Source organism: Streptomyces sp. NPDC001270 (assembly GCF_042896695.1).
GTDB lineage: Bacteria > Actinomycetota > Actinomycetes > Streptomycetales > Streptomycetaceae > Streptomyces.
Genome location: NZ_JBIAXM010000011.1, coordinates 133,438 through 148,901, shown reverse-complemented (window position 1 = coordinate 148,901; position 15,464 = coordinate 133,438). Strand labels below are relative to the sequence as shown.

13 protein-coding genes and 1 pseudogene are annotated in these 15,464 nt (G+C 71.9%); 5 read left to right on the top strand and 9 right to left on the bottom strand.

Annotated elements, in window-relative coordinates:
* Positions 1 to 65 precede the first annotated feature (65 nt).
* A complete protein-coding gene (locus ACFY2B_RS20285; RefSeq protein WP_390764474.1) occupies positions 66 to 671 on the top strand; it encodes a class I SAM-dependent methyltransferase in 606 nt (201 codons plus the stop codon).
* 74 nt (positions 672 to 745) lie between these two features.
* On the opposite strand, the gene ACFY2B_RS20280 is transcribed toward ACFY2B_RS20285, so the two are convergent.
* Together ACFY2B_RS20280 and ACFY2B_RS20275 are read right to left on the bottom strand one after the other, a co-directional pair.
* Positions 746 to 4,270, bottom strand: a complete 3,525-nt coding sequence (locus ACFY2B_RS20280; protein WP_390764473.1) for a protein kinase — start codon at positions 4,268 to 4,270, stop codon at positions 746 to 748.
* A 65-nt stretch (positions 4,271 to 4,335) separates the two neighbouring features.
* On the bottom strand, positions 4,336 to 5,229 hold the full coding sequence (locus ACFY2B_RS20275; protein ID WP_390764472.1) for a serine/threonine-protein kinase: 894 nt from the start codon (positions 5,227 to 5,229) through the stop codon (positions 4,336 to 4,338).
* A gap of 159 nt (positions 5,230 to 5,388) precedes the next feature.
* On the opposite strand from ACFY2B_RS20275, the gene ACFY2B_RS20270 reads away from it, so the two are divergent.
* Together ACFY2B_RS20270 and ACFY2B_RS20265 are read left to right on the top strand one after the other, a co-directional pair.
* On the top strand, positions 5,389 to 5,706 hold the full coding sequence (locus ACFY2B_RS20270) for a hypothetical protein (protein ID WP_390764471.1): 318 nt from the start codon (positions 5,389 to 5,391) through the stop codon (positions 5,704 to 5,706).
* A gap of 71 nt (positions 5,707 to 5,777) precedes the next feature.
* A complete protein-coding gene (locus tag ACFY2B_RS20265) occupies positions 5,778 to 6,479 on the top strand; it encodes a hypothetical protein (protein ID WP_390764470.1) in 702 nt (233 codons plus the stop codon).
* Positions 6,480 to 6,500: 21 nt separating this feature from the next.
* Here ACFY2B_RS20265 and ACFY2B_RS20260 read toward each other — a convergent pair whose 3' ends face one another.
* Positions 6,501 to 7,364, bottom strand: a complete 864-nt coding sequence (locus tag ACFY2B_RS20260; RefSeq protein ID WP_390764469.1) for a LysR family transcriptional regulator — start codon at positions 7,362 to 7,364, stop codon at positions 6,501 to 6,503.
* Between the two features lie 70 nt (positions 7,365 to 7,434).
* On the opposite strand from ACFY2B_RS20260, the gene ACFY2B_RS20255 reads away from it, so the two are divergent.
* Positions 7,435 to 7,752 (top strand): hypothetical protein, encoded by a 318-nt coding sequence (locus tag ACFY2B_RS20255; RefSeq protein WP_390764468.1) that lies wholly within the window; start codon positions 7,435 to 7,437, stop codon positions 7,750 to 7,752.
* On the top strand, positions 7,749 to 8,501 hold the full coding sequence (locus ACFY2B_RS20250) for an SDR family NAD(P)-dependent oxidoreductase (RefSeq protein WP_390764467.1): 753 nt from the start codon (positions 7,749 to 7,751) through the stop codon (positions 8,499 to 8,501). Before ACFY2B_RS20255 ends, ACFY2B_RS20250 begins: the two co-directional genes overlap by 4 nt.
* 246 nt (positions 8,502 to 8,747) lie before the next feature.
* Here the strand turns inward: ACFY2B_RS20250 and ACFY2B_RS20245 are convergent, their stop codons facing one another.
* The 6 genes and pseudogenes from ACFY2B_RS20245 to ACFY2B_RS20220 form a co-directional block, all read right to left on the bottom strand.
* A complete protein-coding gene (locus tag ACFY2B_RS20245) occupies positions 8,748 to 9,533 on the bottom strand; it encodes a collagen binding domain-containing protein (RefSeq protein ID WP_390764594.1) in 786 nt (261 codons plus the stop codon).
* Between the two features lie 108 nt (positions 9,534 to 9,641).
* Positions 9,642 to 11,144, bottom strand: a pseudogene (locus ACFY2B_RS20240) (MFS transporter); the annotation flags it as partial.
* A 26-nt stretch (positions 11,145 to 11,170) separates the two neighbouring features.
* The gene (locus ACFY2B_RS20235) at positions 11,171 to 11,779 is read right to left on the bottom strand and encodes a TetR/AcrR family transcriptional regulator (RefSeq protein ID WP_390764466.1); all 609 of its coding nucleotides are present in this window, start codon (positions 11,777 to 11,779) and stop codon (positions 11,171 to 11,173) included.
* Positions 11,780 to 12,030: 251 nt separating this feature from the next.
* Complete coding sequence (locus ACFY2B_RS20230) at positions 12,031 to 12,396, bottom strand: fumarylacetoacetate hydrolase family protein (RefSeq protein WP_390764465.1); 366 nt, start codon at positions 12,394 to 12,396, stop codon at positions 12,031 to 12,033.
* A gap of 37 nt (positions 12,397 to 12,433) precedes the next feature.
* On the bottom strand, positions 12,434 to 12,700 hold the full coding sequence (locus ACFY2B_RS20225) for a DUF6086 family protein (protein WP_390764593.1): 267 nt from the start codon (positions 12,698 to 12,700) through the stop codon (positions 12,434 to 12,436).
* 289 nt (positions 12,701 to 12,989) lie between these two features.
* Positions 12,990 to 15,263: a SpoIIE family protein phosphatase gene (locus ACFY2B_RS20220; RefSeq protein WP_390764464.1), complete on the bottom strand. Its 2,274-nt coding sequence runs from the start codon at positions 15,261 to 15,263 to the stop codon at positions 12,990 to 12,992.
* Between the last annotated feature and the right edge of the window lie 201 nt (positions 15,264 to 15,464).

Here is a 15,464-nt window from a genome sequence, read left to right as displayed (position 1 = left end):
AGGGTGACCGTGCCGCGAACCCGGCCGTGCCCGTCGGCGGCACGGGCCGACCTACAATGGGGATCATGAGCCGTTGGCAGGAATTGACCGGGGGGAGTTCCGGGCAGGACTACGCCGCACGGTTCGCGGCCCTGGCCCGTGGCGGGCAGGACGTGCACGGTGAGGCACGGCTGTGCGCCGCGCTCGTACCCGTCGGGGCGCGGGTGCTGGACGCCGGCTGCGGTACCGGACGGGTCATGATCCGGCTGGCGGAACTCGGGTACGACTGCGTCGGCGTGGATCTTGACGCGTCGATGCTGGCCGTCGCGCGGCAGCAGGCGCCGGAACTGCCCTGGTTCCAGGCCGATCTGGCGACGTTCGAGCCGGACCGGCTCGGCATCGCGGCGGACTTCGCTCTCGTGGTCGCCGCCGGGAACATCTTCCCGTTGCTCAGCGCCGGCACCGAGGCGACGGTGGTCGAGCGCCTGGCCGCGGCCCTGCGCCCGGGCGGTCTGCTGGTCGCCGGCTTCGGCCTGGACGAGGCCCACCTGCCGGTGCCGCCCGGCATCACGCTGCCGGAGTACGACGACTGCTGCGCCGCGGCCGGTCTCACCCTCGTCGACCGCTTCGCCACCTGGGACGCCGGCCCTTACGACGGCGGTGGCTATGCCGTCAGCGTCCACCGCCGGTGAGGACCCGCGGAACACCTTGATCACCCGCGCCCCGGCGGCGCGCCGCCGAACCGCGGCGGATCTCGCGGGCCCGTTCAGCCCTGCGCCCCCCTGAACGACGCCAGGACCTGTCGGGCGTGTGCCGACCACCCGGCGGCCTGTGCCGGGGCGAGTGTGGCGAGGTGTTCTTCCATCTCGTGGACGGTGCGGGCGGAGCCCGCGTCGTCGCCCCTCGTGGCCTGCCAGGAGGCCAGCGCCAGATGGGCACTGGCCCAGGTGCCGAGGTGTGCGGTTCTGCCCCGTTGGAGCACGAGGACGCGCCCGTGGTCGACGGCCAGCCGGAATCCGCGGGAAGCCGCACCGTCACGCCGGCAGTTCATCGAGGAGACACCCAGCAGCATCGCTGTCCGGGCGCATGCCTCGTGCACCTCGTCCCGCGGGTGCTGCCCGGCCAGCCACAGCAGGCTGCCGCACATGTCCTCCAGCGCCTGGGACACCTGCTCCGGCTCCAGGAACGGCCTGTTCCCCGACATCAACTCGTCGCGGCGGCGGGCGAACGAGGCGAGCAGCCGGCGCAGGTGCCTCGGCTTGACGCTCCGGACCTCCGCCAGATCCGCGAGCCGCAGGTCCAGACCCCGCAGCATGAGCGAATGGGCGTCGGTGCCCAAGGACGCGGGGATCTTCGCGGCGTCGGGATGCAGGAGACCCTGCCAGCGGTAGTCGTTCTGCTCGGCGAACTGCCGCCGGGCGGTCGCCAGGGCGTGCGCCGCGCCGTCGAGGTCCCCGGACCGGTGCAGCGCGACGGACAGTGCACCGCGCAGCCGGGTCGTCTCGGCCACGAGGTCGGTGCGCCCGCCGTCGATCAGACGCTGGTAGTCCTCCAGCGCCCGGGTCGCGAGGGGCAGCGCCTCGGCGACGTGGCCGAGGCGGACCAGACCGTTGGCCCGGCGCTGGCGGGCGTCGGCGAGGCCCTGGAGCGAGCCCTCGCCCCGCCGGAAGAGGGATTCCGCCAAGGTGGCGATGGTCTCGGCCACCGCCAGCGCCTCCTCGTGCTCGCCCAGGTTGCCGAGCGCGGCGTTCAGCGTCTGCAGGCAGCCCACCCGGGCCCTCTCGTCCTGCGGCCGGGTCGACGCACCCAGCAGGTCCAGCGCGGCCCGCGCCTGTCGGCAGGCGACCTCGGGGGCCCCGCTCCTGCGGTGCAACACCGCTCGCCCGTTGCGGATCAACGACCCGACCAGGTGGGTGTCCGCGTCCTGCGCGGGGGCCGCGTCGAGGATGCGCTGCGCCTGGTCGAACTCCTCGGCGGCGGCTGCCGCGTCGCCCGCCTCCAGGAGGGCGGTGGCGAGTTTCTGCCGGGCGTCGGCCCGTTCGATGACGCAGCTCCGCTCACCTTCGGCGGCACTGACCCGGTCCCAGACCTCGACGGCCCGCCGGGCCAGGGCGACGGCGCTCCGCGGGTCCTCCAGTCCCCGGGTGAGGGTCGATTCGTGGTCGTGGGCCTTGGCCAGCTGACGGGCGTACTCCATCCGGCCGTCGCGCAGTACGGTCTCCTCCAGCACGGAGCGGGCCGACCGGTAGGCCGCGAGCGCCTCCTGGGGTCGGTCGGCATGCTCATGGCACTGCCCGGTCAGGAACAGGGCGTGCCCCAGCTCGCCGGCGAGATCGTGGTGGCCCTGCTCGTGGACCAGGGGCTCGTACCGGTCGACCGCCTCCTGGGCGTATGCCGCCTTGTCCTGCGGGCTCTCGGCCGTGCCGGCCCTGTTGAGACGGAGCCGCGCCCGGACCGCGTCCAGGTCGGGGCGGCCGGGGGAGACGGCGGCCTCGATCAGCTCGTCGGCTTCGCCCCACGAGGCAGCCGCCTCGGCGTGCCGTCCGGCCAGCTCCAACTCCCCGGCCCGGTTCGCCAGCGCCATGGCCAGGCCCTCGTCGTCGCCCGCGGTGCGCATCTCGGCGACGGCCCGCTCGAACAGCCTCAGCCGCTCGCCCGGATCGGCCACGGCGTTGGCCTTCGTACCGAGGGCCATGCCCCGGATCGTCGCCGTCTCGGACGAATCCTCCATCGTGGCCGCCGAGTCGACGATCAGGTCACAGATCTCGATCGACTCCGCGGGCGAGCCCGACAGACGCACGACGATCGCCAGGGAATGGAGCACCGTGAGCCGCAGGGCGCGGGCGTCCGCCGAATCGAGGGTCTCCAGGGCCCGGGCGCTCGCCCGGTAGGCCAGCACGGCTCCGGGCAGATCGCCCAGACCATGGCGGACCCGGGCCGACTCCGCGGTGATCAGGGCTCGCAGGTGGGCCGCATCGGGGGTGTCCACGGTGTCGAGGACGCGAGCCGCCTCGGTCAGCGCCCGCAGGTCCTCCATGGTCTGCGAGGCCCGGCTGCCCCGGCCGCTCGGCCAGAAGCGGACGGCGTCCCCCGGGTCCCGGCCGGCCGCCCGGTACGCCTGACCGAGCAGCCCCCGGGGGTCCCGCCAGGACGCCCCGCCGGGCAGTCGGCGCACATACCCACCCGTCACGGCGGGCCGTGCGCCGCCGCTCGCCGACGGCCGGGACGGAAGCGGTTCGCCGTCCAGCGTGATGCCGCATTCCCGCGCCGCCGTCCGCGTCAGGTGGTGCGCCACCTCCCGCAGCGACCCCGGGCGGTCGGCCGGGTCCGGCCGGAAGCAGGACCGCAGGAGTCCGGCCACCCCGTCCGGCATGGCGACGGGCCCGCCGGAGTCGTTCTCCCCGTGCAGGAACATCTCCAGCGCGGCCCCGGCGACGGTTCCCGAGGGCCAGGTACGGCCGCCGGTGAACATCTCCAGTACGGTCACCGCCCAGCTCCACACGTCGGCCGGCCGGCCCAGCGACCGGCCCTCCGCCTGTTCGGGGGAGGCGTAACCGGGCGTGACGCCCTCGGCGACGGCCCGCAGCGCCGGCGGCTGCTTCTCCGGGGAGTCCGCCATCACCTGCCGCAGCACCGAAGCGAGGAGTTCGCCGGCGGCCTCGTCGATACCGTCGCCGGGCCGCGCGAGGGCCCGCACGACGAACTCGGTGCCGATGACGTCCTGAGAGTCGCGTTCGGTGATCGCCGCCAGTCCGAAATCGGTGATCCTCGCGGTGGCCCGGTCGGTGAGGAGCACGTTGCCCGGCTTGGTGTCGAGGTGGAGCAGGCCATGGGCATGCGCGGCGTCCAGACCCCGGGCGGCCTCCACGGCGACCCGCAGCACGGTGTGCAGCGTCCGCCGCGGATCACCGGCGTAGAGGCGGCCGTCCGCGATCCACTCGGCCAGGGATCCCCCGCCGACGTATTCGCTGAACACCGCCATCCCGTTGCCGACGGTGCGGGTGAAGTGGCACGGGACGATGTTCGGGTGGGGCGGCAGGCTGATCCAGCGCTGCGCCTCGGTGAGGAAGCGGCCCTGCTCCACCGGATCGTCACGGCGCACGCGTTTGACCGCGTAGTGCTCCCCGGTGCGCCGGCTCACCACCAGGACCACCTCGCCGAACCCGCCGTGCCCGAGCCGCCGTTCCACGACGAACTCCCCGAGGACCGTCGTCCCCTCCTGCCACGGTCCGTCACCGCTCGCACGGGCGGACCCGGACGGCCGTCCGGAGCGTGAGCCGTAGGTCGGCATGAGCGAATCCTTCCGGGTGGGGAACGGAGGGGAGGGCGGCTGCCGCGGGTGGTCGGGGGCCTCGCCTACACGGCGGCCAGCGCCGCGCCGAACGCGGCGGCGGTGGGGAAATGGATGCGCGGGGTGTCCCGCAGGGCGTCGTCCACCACGCGGGCCAGCCGCGGCGGTACCTTCCGCCCCCGTGCGGCCAGCGGCACCGGCGGGGTGTTCCACGCGGTCAGCCAGGGGTCACGCCCCGGCGCGAAGTCCCGGGGGACCTGCCCGCTCAGGACGAAGTACAGCGACGCCGCGACCGCCCACACGTCCACATCGGGTCGGGCGTACTTGAAGTTGGCCACCTGCTGCCTGGGCATGAACGCGGGTGTCCCCGCCGACGCACCGGTGCGGGTCACTCCGCTCGCGCCGGCCAGTTCGTACGACTTGGCCAGGCCGAAATCGGCGATCTTGACCTGGAGGTCGCCGCTCCCGCCTTTCAGCAGGAGGTTGAGCGGCTTGATGTCACGGTGCACGACACCGGTGACCGGCACCTCCCGCCCCTGGGCGTCCACGGCCCCCAGCGGTGCCGAGTGCGCGTACTGGAGGCCGTCGAGCACGTCGAGGAACAGCCCGACGGCCGTCTCCGCCGGCAGCGGCCCCTGACGGCGGACGAGGTGATGCAGACTGCCGGACTCGCACAACTCCATGACGAGGAAGTACCGGCCGTCGGCGTGGCCGCTGGCCAGAGTGCGCACCACATGGGCGTGGACGAGGGCCTCCGCGGTACGCAGTTCCCGCAGGACGCGCGGGTCCGCGCGGGGCGGAGCCGACGACGCGTCACCACCGGACCGAAGGACCTTCACGGCGCACCGCTCGCCGCTCACCCGGTCGACGGCCTCGTACACCGCCCCCATCCCGCCGCGGCCCAGCGGCCGGCCGGCCGCCCACCGGTCGAGGACGAACGGCTGGCTGGTCAGGTCCATCGGCGCTCTCCTTCTCCGCGTGAATCGCAACCAACACCGCGATCCGCGCCGACTCGTATAGTAGGGGGACCCTCTTGCGGACCGGGCGCATTCGCGAACAAACCCCGCGCCGAGAGGGGAACTCGGCGTACTGCCAGGGCGGTTCAGGGAGGACCAGGAATGTCCAGGGAGCACTCGGCGGATCCGTTCAGTACCTTCCTCAACGCGACCAACCGGTCGGCCGCGTCGCCGGGGCCGGACCAGGGGCAGTCCACCCCGCCCCTGCCGCCCGTCGCGTCGTCGGTACTGCGCGCCCTGCCCGGAACGGCGCACGCGCAGGTCGGCCGGGTGGGCGGCGACCTCGGCCTGACGACGCTCCAGATCGCGGACGCCGTATCGCTGCTGGTGCGCCTGGAGTTGGTGGTGGTCGGCCGGGACGGCACCGACGACACGGTGGAACTCACCGCGAAGGGCCGGGCGTTGCTGGAGGAGCTGTAGCACCCAGGTTCGGCGGCCGACCGGAAGACGCAGCACCCGTTGGAGTACGCGGCAGGTGAGAGGGGCGCCAGATGCAGGACTTCGTGGCGGCGGGCGCGCTGGGGGCGCTGGTCGGAGGGGCGGAACTGGCGTCGCGCTATCGCGACCGCCCGTCGGCCCTGCTGGGCGTCGCCAGCGCGTGGCTCTACGTACTCCTCAACGCGGCGGCGAGCAGCGGGGTCCTGTGGGTCGTCCACGTCTTCGGCTGGAGGTTCGGGACCGCGTCCGCCGACCAGGCGGCGGCACTCCAGGTGCTCGTCTCCGGGCTGGCCGCCCTCGCTCTCTTCCGCAGCTCGTTGTTCACGGTCCGGGTCGGCGACCAGGAAGTCGGCGTCGGTCCCAACCTCATCCTCGCCATGCTCCTGGGCGTGGCCGACCGGGGTGTGGACAGGATGCGGGCCAAGGACCGCTCCCAGCAGGTCACCCGCGTCATGCGCGGAGTCCGCTTCGACAGGGCCCGCGTCGCCCTGCCGGCCTTCTGCCTGGCCCTGCTGCAGAACCTGCCCGAGCAGGAACAACGCGACCTCGCGGCGGCCGTCGAAGCGCTGGGCACCAGCGAGATGACGGACACCCAGAAGTCCTACGCGCTCGGTCTTCTCCTGATCAACATCGTCGGCCCCGAAGTGCTGCAGAGCGCCGTGGGCGCGCTCGCCGAGGAGATCAGCGAACCGGCGCCGCCGGCCGCCCGGACATCACCTCAGAGCCGTACGGGCACGGACTCGATCACCGCCTGAGCACGCGGGGGTCGCCGGACCTCAGCCTCGAAGGCCGGTGTTCTGGCGTCGGCGTGTCCTGAGCGCGGCGGCCACGAACGACGCGACCACCGGTCGGCGGTCCTGCTCGTTCCAGGCCAGCACCAGGCGGCTGGGCGGCGCGTCGGTCACCGGGACGCACACCAGACCGGCCGGGACCGTTTCGACCAGCGAACGGGGCAGCACCCCGATCATCCGGCTCACCGCGATCATCTGGAGCATCTGGGTCACGTCGGCGACCTCGGGACCGGTGCCGTCGCCCTGGGGTATTCCTCTTCCGCGGGGCAGCGTCTCACCCTCCAGGTCGGACATGAGCACCGAGGCCCGCCCGGCCAGCCGGTGCCCGGACGGGACGATGACCACGCGGTCCTCGGCGTGCAGCGACTCGTGGGCCAGGCCGTCGAGATCGTCGAAGGGTACGTAGAGCAGACCGACGTCGGCCCGGCCGTCGCGCAGGAAGTCGGTGCGGTCGGCGGGGCCGCTGAACAGGATGTCCACCCGGCGGGCGTCGGGCCGGCGGGCGTACTCGGCCAGGATCCCGGACAGCAGCCCGGCGTCGCCGCCGGGCTTGAGGACGAGCCGCAGGTGGGCCTGGACGGCACCGGCCCGCCGGGCTTCCTGGACGGCGGCGCCGACCGCGTTGAGCGCGTGCCGCCCGTGCTCCTGCAACGCCTTCCCGGCCGGGGTGAGTTCGACGTGCCGGCTGGAGCGGACGAACAACTGGACGCCGAGCCTGGTCTCGATCCGCCGGATCGCCTTCGACAGCGCCGGCTGAGCGATCGACAGCCGGACGGCGGCCCGGCCGAAGTGCAGCTCGTCGGCGACGGCGATGAAGTAACGCAGCTCTCGGGTCTCCAGCTCGATCATGCCTCCAGGTTATCGCTGAATATCGAACAGATCTTGGACGCCGTCGGCGTACGCCCTCAAGAATGGGCACATGATCAACCACACGATGATTGTCTCCTTCGACCAGCCGCTGCCCGACGCCGAGCTGGATCAGTACCTCGCGGATATCGAACGGGTGATGCTCGACAGCGGTCTCGTGCAGTCGGTCGTGGCCCGGCGCCACCTTCCGATCCCCGGCGAGGAGGCCATTCCGGCGCTGATCGCGACCGCGATCGTGCAGTTCGCCGTGGCCGACACCGACACGCTGACGAAGTCGTTCACCGCGCCCGGTCTGCACGAGCTCATCGAGCACTGGCAGGCGCGGCACCCGTACAAGGTCGCCTGGGCGAACCACGAGCCGCTGGCATGAGCGAGGTCTCCGTCTCCCGGAAGGTGGGACTGGTCACCGGCGCCGGCAGCGGGATCGGCCGTGCGACGGCGCTCCAGTTCGCCCGCAGCGGTGCGGCGGTCGCCGTGCTCGACATCGACGCGGGCACGGCGGCCGAGACCACCGAGATGATCAGGAACGACGGAGGGGAAGCGCTCGCCGTCACCGTCGACATCGCCGACGAACACTCCGTACGGGCGGCCGTCGAACGCACGGTCACCGCGTACGGCGGTCTCGACTTCGCCGTGAACAACGCCGGGACGGCCTCCCACCACCGGCGACTCGACCAGCTGACCCCGGAAGAGTTCGAGCGGGTGGTCCACGTCAACCTGACCGGGACCTTCCTGTGCATGAAGTACGAGCTGCCCCTGCTCACGGGCGGCGGCGCGATCGTCAACATCGCGTCCAACGGCGGCCTGTACGCGATCCCGCACGCCCCCGCCTACGTGGCCGCCAAGCACGGCGTTGTCGGGCTCACCAAGGCCGCCGCGGTCGACCACGCCCCGGACGGCATCCGGGTCAACGCCGTCTGCCCCGGCCCGACCCGAACCCCCATGTTCGAGGAGGTGGCGGCCGGCACCGACATGATCGCCCAGCAGGAGGCGATCACACCGCTCGGCCGGATGGCCGCGCCGGAGGAGGCCGCGGCGGCCGCGGTCTGGCTCTGCTCGGACGCCGCGTCCTACGTCACCGGGATCGCGCTGTCGGTCGACGGCGGCCGGCGGGCCTGAAGGACATCGGGGCCGGGGGACGGTGATCCGCGGGAGCCGGGCATGTGCGCCGGCCACCACGACCACGGGCTGCCCGGGGTGATCGTGGGTGATCCGGGGCCACCGGCCGAGGCCGCGCCGATGGGCGACGGCCGCCGGTGAGCCGGCCGGCCGTCGCCGGGTGGCCGCTTCGCGCGGATCATGCCGGTGCCGCTCTCCCCGCGGGGAGAGCGGCACCGGCATGATCCGTCGAGCCGTGGCGGCGCGTCAGTCCAGCGGTCCCGGCTCCGGCTTGCTCTGCTGCCCGGTCTCCTCGTGGCTGAGGAAGAGGTCGAAGCCGTCCTGCCCGGTGCCGTCCACCCGGACCGGGGCGGCCACCGGCGGGTAGCCGGAGGCGACCAGGGTGTACTCGGTGCCGGCCAGGTCCGGGAAGGAGTACTCGCCGTCCTCGCCGGTGGTACGGGTGGCGACCACGCTGCCCGCCGGGTCGAGGAGCGCCACCCGGGCGTCGGCCAGCGGCGTGCCGTTCTTGCTGCGTACGGTGCCGCGCACCACGGCGGCCGGGGCGAGGAACACGTCCTGTGCGGTCGCGATGTCCCCGACGGCCAGCGCCAGGGCGGTGGGCCGGTGACCCTCGGCGCTCACGGTCAGGACGTACTCCCCGGCGACCAGGTTGGCGAAGCGGTAGCCGCCGTCGGCACCGGTGATCGTGGAGTCGGCCACCTCTCCGTACGGGTCGGTCGCCACCACCAGGGCGCCGGCCACCGGCTGGTCGCCGGAGCGTACGGAGCCGGCCAGACCGCCGTTGCCGGCCAGCACGAGGTTGTATTCGAGGGAGAACTCGCCGACCGAGAGGGTGGCCACCTGCGGCTGGCGTCCGGTGGCCGAGCCGACCAGGACGTACGAGCCGGCGGTCGGGACGTACACCGCGTAGCGGCCCAGCGAGTCGGCGGTGGAGCGGCCGAGCTGACGCCCCGTCGGATCGATCAGGGTGACCACGGCACCCGGCACCGGTGCGCCGCCGCCGTAGGTCGACACCTGGCCGCTGACCATCACGTCGGTCGAGACCGGAAGAGGCATGGTGCTCGTGGTCCCGGGCTGGGCCGGCGGCTCGGCCGCGGCCGGTGCGGTGCGCTCGGGGGCGGCGTCGGCGGACCTGCCCGCGGCCTGCATCTGGGCCATGGGGCTGCCCTTGCGGTAGAGCGTCACCGCGAGGAGGGCCGCGGCGACGAAGAAACCGGCCGCCCACCAGTAGGAGGTGGCGTAGCTGTGCAGCGCGGCGTTGGCCTGAACCAGCGGAGTCACCGGCAGATGGTGCTTGATGTAGTCGGTCGCCGAGGACGCCGCCAGGGTCGAGAACAGCGCGGTGCCGATGGAGCCGCCGACCTGTTGCATGGTGTTGATGGTCGCGGAGGCGACACCCTGGTCCTGCGGGGCGACACCGAGGGTGGCGAGGCTCATCGCGGGCGGCATCACCATGCCGATACCGGCGCCCATCATCAGCAGGGGCGGCAGCACATCCGCGGTGTAGGTCGAGTGCAGACCGAGACCGGTGAGCCAGACCAGACCGCCGGCCGCCAGCAGCGCACCGACCGGGACGATCGGCTTGGCGCCCAGCCGCGGGACCAGCACGATCGTGGCCAACTGTGCGAACACCATCAGCATCCCGATCATCGGGAGGAAGGCAAGACCGGTCTTGACCGGCGTGTAGTGCAGTGTTTCTTGCAGGTAGTAGGTCAGGAACAGGAATATCCCGAACATTCCCGCACCGGTGACGAACACCGAGAGGAAGGAAGCCGCGCGGTTGCGGTCGGCCAGCACGCGCAGCGGCAGCAGCGGATGCTTGGCCCGGCTCTCCCGGACGCCGAAGGCGGCCAGCAGCACGACACCGGCGGCCAGGAACGCCCAGACCATCCAGTTGCCCCACGGGTGGGTCTCCGCGTTGGCGAAGCCGTACACGAGGGAGAACACACCACCCGCGGCGAGCACCGTGCCCCACAGGTCGAGGCGCGGGCTCTCGCTCTTCGAGGGACGGCGGATGAACACGGCCGCGCCGACCACCGCGAGGACCGCGATCGGCAGGTTGACGTAGAGGGTGTACCGCCAGTTCAGGTGCTCGGTCAGCACACCGCCCAGCAGCAGGCCGACGGCGCCGCCGCTACCGGCGATCGCACCGTAGACACCGAACGCCTTGGCGCGTTCCTTGGCATCGGTGAAGGTCGTGGTCAGCAGGGACAGCGCGGCGGGTGCGAGCAGCGCGCCGAACACGCCCTGCACCGCACGGCCGACGATCAGCATCGTCAGGTTCTGCGAGGCGCCGGCCACCGCGGACGCCACGGCGAACCCGATCAGACCTATCAGCAGGGTGTTCTTGCGGCCGAAGAGGTCCGCCAGCCGGCCGCCGAGCAGCAGCAGGGAACCGAACGCCAGCGAGTAGGCGGTGACCACCCACTGCCGGCCGTCGTTGGAGAAACCCAGGTCCTGCTGGGCGGACGGCAGGGCGATGTTCACGATCGTGGAGTCGAGCACGACCATCAGCTGGGCGAGGCCGATCACGCCCAGCACCAACCACCGACGCTGGGAGTGGTGGTGTTCCGCACCGTGGGCTGACGAGGACCTCGCCGGTGCGGCGTCGGCGCGCGCGTCGACAGAAGTGGATGACATGTGTGAGGTCCTCCGGAGTTACAGAATCAGTTGCGAACGAGCACCGGAAGGACCACGGTGTCCAGGAAGTGCTTGAGGTAGTCGGTGTCGGCTTCGCATCGCTCGACGAAGGGCCGGGCGAAGACCGCGCCGACGAGCATGTGCGGGAGGTAGAGGGCCGTCGGGGAGTCCGGCGCGATCTCGCCCCGGGCCACGGCCCGCTCGACGATCTCCCGCAGCATCTGCAGCTCCGGCTCGATGACGGCCTCGTGCAACGCCTCGGCCAGGTCGGGGTTCTTGTGCACGGCGGGAGCGATGACCTGGCTGAGTTCGACGTCCTTGCGCGCGCCGGTGAAACGGCGGGCCAGCTCATGGAGGTCGCCCGTCAGCGAGCCGGTGTCCAGGCTGCTGAGATCGAAGGGTTTGCAGTGCCTGAGCGCCGCGGCGACCAGTTGGGGTTTGCCCTGCCACTGCCGGTACAGCGTGGCCTTGCTGCACCGCGACCGGGCGGCGACGGCGTCCATGGTCAGGGCGTCGTAGCCGGACTCGCGCAGCTCGTCGAGAACGGCGTCGTAGAGCTCACCCTCGCGCTCGGGGGTGAGTCTGCTCCGGCGGGGCGTCGCCTCGGTCCTGGCGGCTGCCCGTATCGCGCCCATCCGACGACACCTCGCTTCTTCGTGTCCAGGGGCTGTCGATCCATTAACGGATCGAAACTGTTTCGTACTCGCCGAGCGTAGGTTCCCGATGAGTGAAATGCGAACAATCGTCTGGCTCCGAGGAGGGCGCATAGGAGCAGAAGGGGGCCCACACGTGTCGCGGCGGTGGACGACCGCGCGCATGGGGCCCGTGTTCTCCGGTTCTCCGTGGCCGTACGCCGTCGGAGAGCGTTCGGCCAGGGTGTCCGCTCTCACACGTCGCCGCTCCCGCTCGGGCAGCCGATGCCTGGGGGAACCGTGCCGGCCACCGGGTTTGCCGGCGTCCCCACACCTTCGATCCGGACCTCCACCCGGTCGCCGGGCACCAGTGGCCCCACTCCGGTGGGGCTGCCGGTGAGCAGGGCCTCGCCCGGCCGAAGGGGTGTTCGGCGGGTGACCGAGGACAGCAGCGCACCCACGTCGAAGACCGTGTCCACGGTGGACACCTCCTGGACCGCCCGGCCGCCCACCACCGTACGCAGCCGCAACGCTCCGGCGTCGAGTGCCGCGACCCTGCGTCCGGCCCGTGCGGCGCCCGGCGTGTGCGGCGCACCGGCGTGCCGACCCCGCTGGGGCACGGGCGCCGCCGGAGTTCCCCGGCGGCGCCCGTCTTCCTCAGTCCTCCACCCACATCCTGCGGACGTAGGCTTCGTGATCGTCCAGCAGGCCCGCTTCACGGTCCGGCTCGCGGACGACGGTGCCGCCGCCCTTTTCCAGCATCACGATCGAGGCGAGCAGCAGGCCGCGCAGCAGATCGTGCATGAGGACGTTCTTGGTGGCACAGCAGGTGTCGTACAGGCCCTGGGTGAACGCCTGGAACGTGCTGATGTCGACGTCCGCGCCCCCGCGTTCGTTGGGCGTCAGTCCCGTGGGCAGTTCCAGCAGTTCACCGGCCCCCGGGCGAGGGACACATAGAGTTTTCCCACCTTCAGCGCCGGGTCCCAGAGCGTCCTGGTCCGGTCGGCCGTCTCGAATTCGTAGCTCAGTGGTCCCACCTCAGTCTGATGTCCTCGTCAGGGCACTGCTCGCGCAGATGCTGGATCCGCGCCTCGACCGCCGCCCTGAACCGTGGATCGATGTCCGAGTGGGTGTAGCGGAAACCGATCGGAGCGTTCGCCCGCCGCCGGCAGCGCGGGCAAGCGCTCCGGCGGTTCCCGACCGAGCGGACCGATCAGATCCCTCTCTGCGCGGTCCCCCGCACCTGCGGCTCGTTCTCGTGCACTTTGACCTCGAACCAGGTGGTCTTCCCGCGTCCCGCCGGTGAGCTGCCCCAGGCCGCGGAGAGGGCCTCGACGATCAGTAGTCCCCGTCCCGACTCGGCCTCCACGTTGCGCGCCTCCTCATCGAGCAGCATGGTCGGCACCGGCGGGTACGGGTCGCTGTCGCGCACCTCGACCCTGATGCGGTCCGGATAGACGCGCAGCCGCAGGTCCACCTCGCTGTGGGCATGGATCAGCGCGTTCGTCACCACCTCGGAGACCAGGATCTCCATATCGTCGAGTGCCGGCAGCAGATCCCAGGTTCGCAGTACGCCCCGGAGGAAGCGACGGGCATGGGCAACGCCGTGCAGGTCGTGCCGCTGCACCGACATGCGCGCGACCCGCGCCCGGTCGCGTGAAGACCCGCCCTCGTACCGCATCAGCACCAGGGCGGCGTCGTCGCCGCGGGCCTCCGGGGAGCGGTCGCCGCCGACCATGGCGTCGGCCAGCCTTTCCAGATCCTCGCCGCCTTTGCCGGTCAGCAAGCCGGCCAACTGCTGCACCGCGGCGTCGTAGCCGAGCCGCCGCACATCCAGCAGGCCGTCGGTGAAGAGCGCGGTCACCGATCCCGGACGCAGCTCGGCCGCCGCCTCCTGATACGTGGCCGACGCATCGACCCCCAGGGGCGGCCCGGCCACCAGCTCCGGGCGCAGCACGTCGTGGCGGTGCCCGATGAGCGGCCCGGGGTGGCCCGCGCTTGCGATCGCGGCACCGCCGGTCGCCACGTCGACCCACACGCAGCAGCACGTCGCGAACAGGTCGGTGTCCAGGCCCGACAGCAGCCGATTGCTGCGCTCCAGCACGATGGCCGGGGCGTGCCCTTCGGCGGCGTAGGCCCGCACAGCGCTGCGCAGTTGGCCCATCAGTGCGGCGGCCTCCAGGTTGTGGCCCTCCACGTCGCCCACCACGAGGCCGATGCGCCCCTCGGGCAGGTTCAGTACGTCGTACCAGTCGCCGCCCATCTCCACACCCTCGGTCGCCGCATAGTAACGGGCAGTGGTGACTGCCTCGGGAATGTGCGGCAGGCCGCCGGGGAGCAAGGTGCGCTGGATTCTGCGCGTGAGAACATGCTCGACCTCGTGAGACCGGGCGCGCCCCAGGGACTGCGCGACCTGCTCCAGCATCAGGGTCAGCAGCGCGGTCTCCGCGGCCGACAGTGGTCGCCGCGCCACAGCGAACTCAATGGTGCAGCAGCCCATCACACATCCGCCGTACAGCAGAGGGAAGTAACCTCTCGCCCGCCGGTCGAGCTCGACCTTGACGTCCGGATACACCTGCGCCAACTCCGCGCCCGAGGCGAACATCCGGACCCTGGCGGTGCTGATCGTGTCGGTCTCGGGAGTGCGGCGCGACAGTGGCGTCCCCTCGATGTCGCGGACCACCTCGCGAGGCAAGCCGACCGCCCCCACCACGTGCAACCGCGCCTTCTCGGCCAAGGACAGCACCGCGGCACTGCCGCCGAAGGCCCGCACGACCCTGGTCTGCACTATCGCGAGGATGTCGGACACCTGCGCCGCGCCGGTCAGCTCCGTGGCGAGCCGCTGCAACTGGTACAGGTAGCTGCTGCGGGCTGCCGCCATCGCGACGGCTTCCCGCAGCCGCCGCCCCAGGTCCGGGTCACCGGCGGCGTGCTCCGGTTCGGCCGGGATGAACACCGGGACCACGGGGGCCGTGACGGCTTCTGCTCCCCCGGCCAGTTCCTCCAGCTCGGCGGCCAGCCGGTCGGCGACCGCCTGCAGATACTCGCGCTCCTCGTGCCGGACCGGCCGCGGTGGCACCCACCGCAGGCCGATAGTGCCGAACAGGTTCCGCGCGGTCCGGATCGGCACGGACGCCACCGCCATGGGAAACGGGATGGTGATCTGCATCGGCAGCGGCGACCGGCGAGCGCCCTCCCACATGTCGGCCTCGTCGAACACCATGAGCTTGCCCGTACGGTACGACCACGTCGTCGGCCACCACAGGTCATCAACGTTGAAGCCGGCCGCGATGCCGAAGCTCAGGGGCGAGTCCACGACCATGGACGCGGCGAGCATACGGCGGTTCTCGGTCGGGAGGTAGGCGGAACAGGTGCTCGCGCCCAGCCTGTAGTAGACGTCCAGCAGTGCGGACGCGATGGCGCCACCCTCACGCGTACCCGGTTCGATGATGCCGGACGGCGGCTGAGTGAAGGGTTCCCGGTCCATGAGATCCACTGTTCGGCTCAGGTACGGAAGATGCACTCGTAGCGGGTACACCCGTTCCGCTCAGAATAATTACATTGCGGAGTAAGATTTTCACAATCGGACAAGCGCGGCGACATTTAGGCTCATCAGTGGACACCGACTGACTAGTCCCACCTCCGCACGGCCCCCTCCAAGCGTCCGCCCGCCTTCGATGCGTTCTTC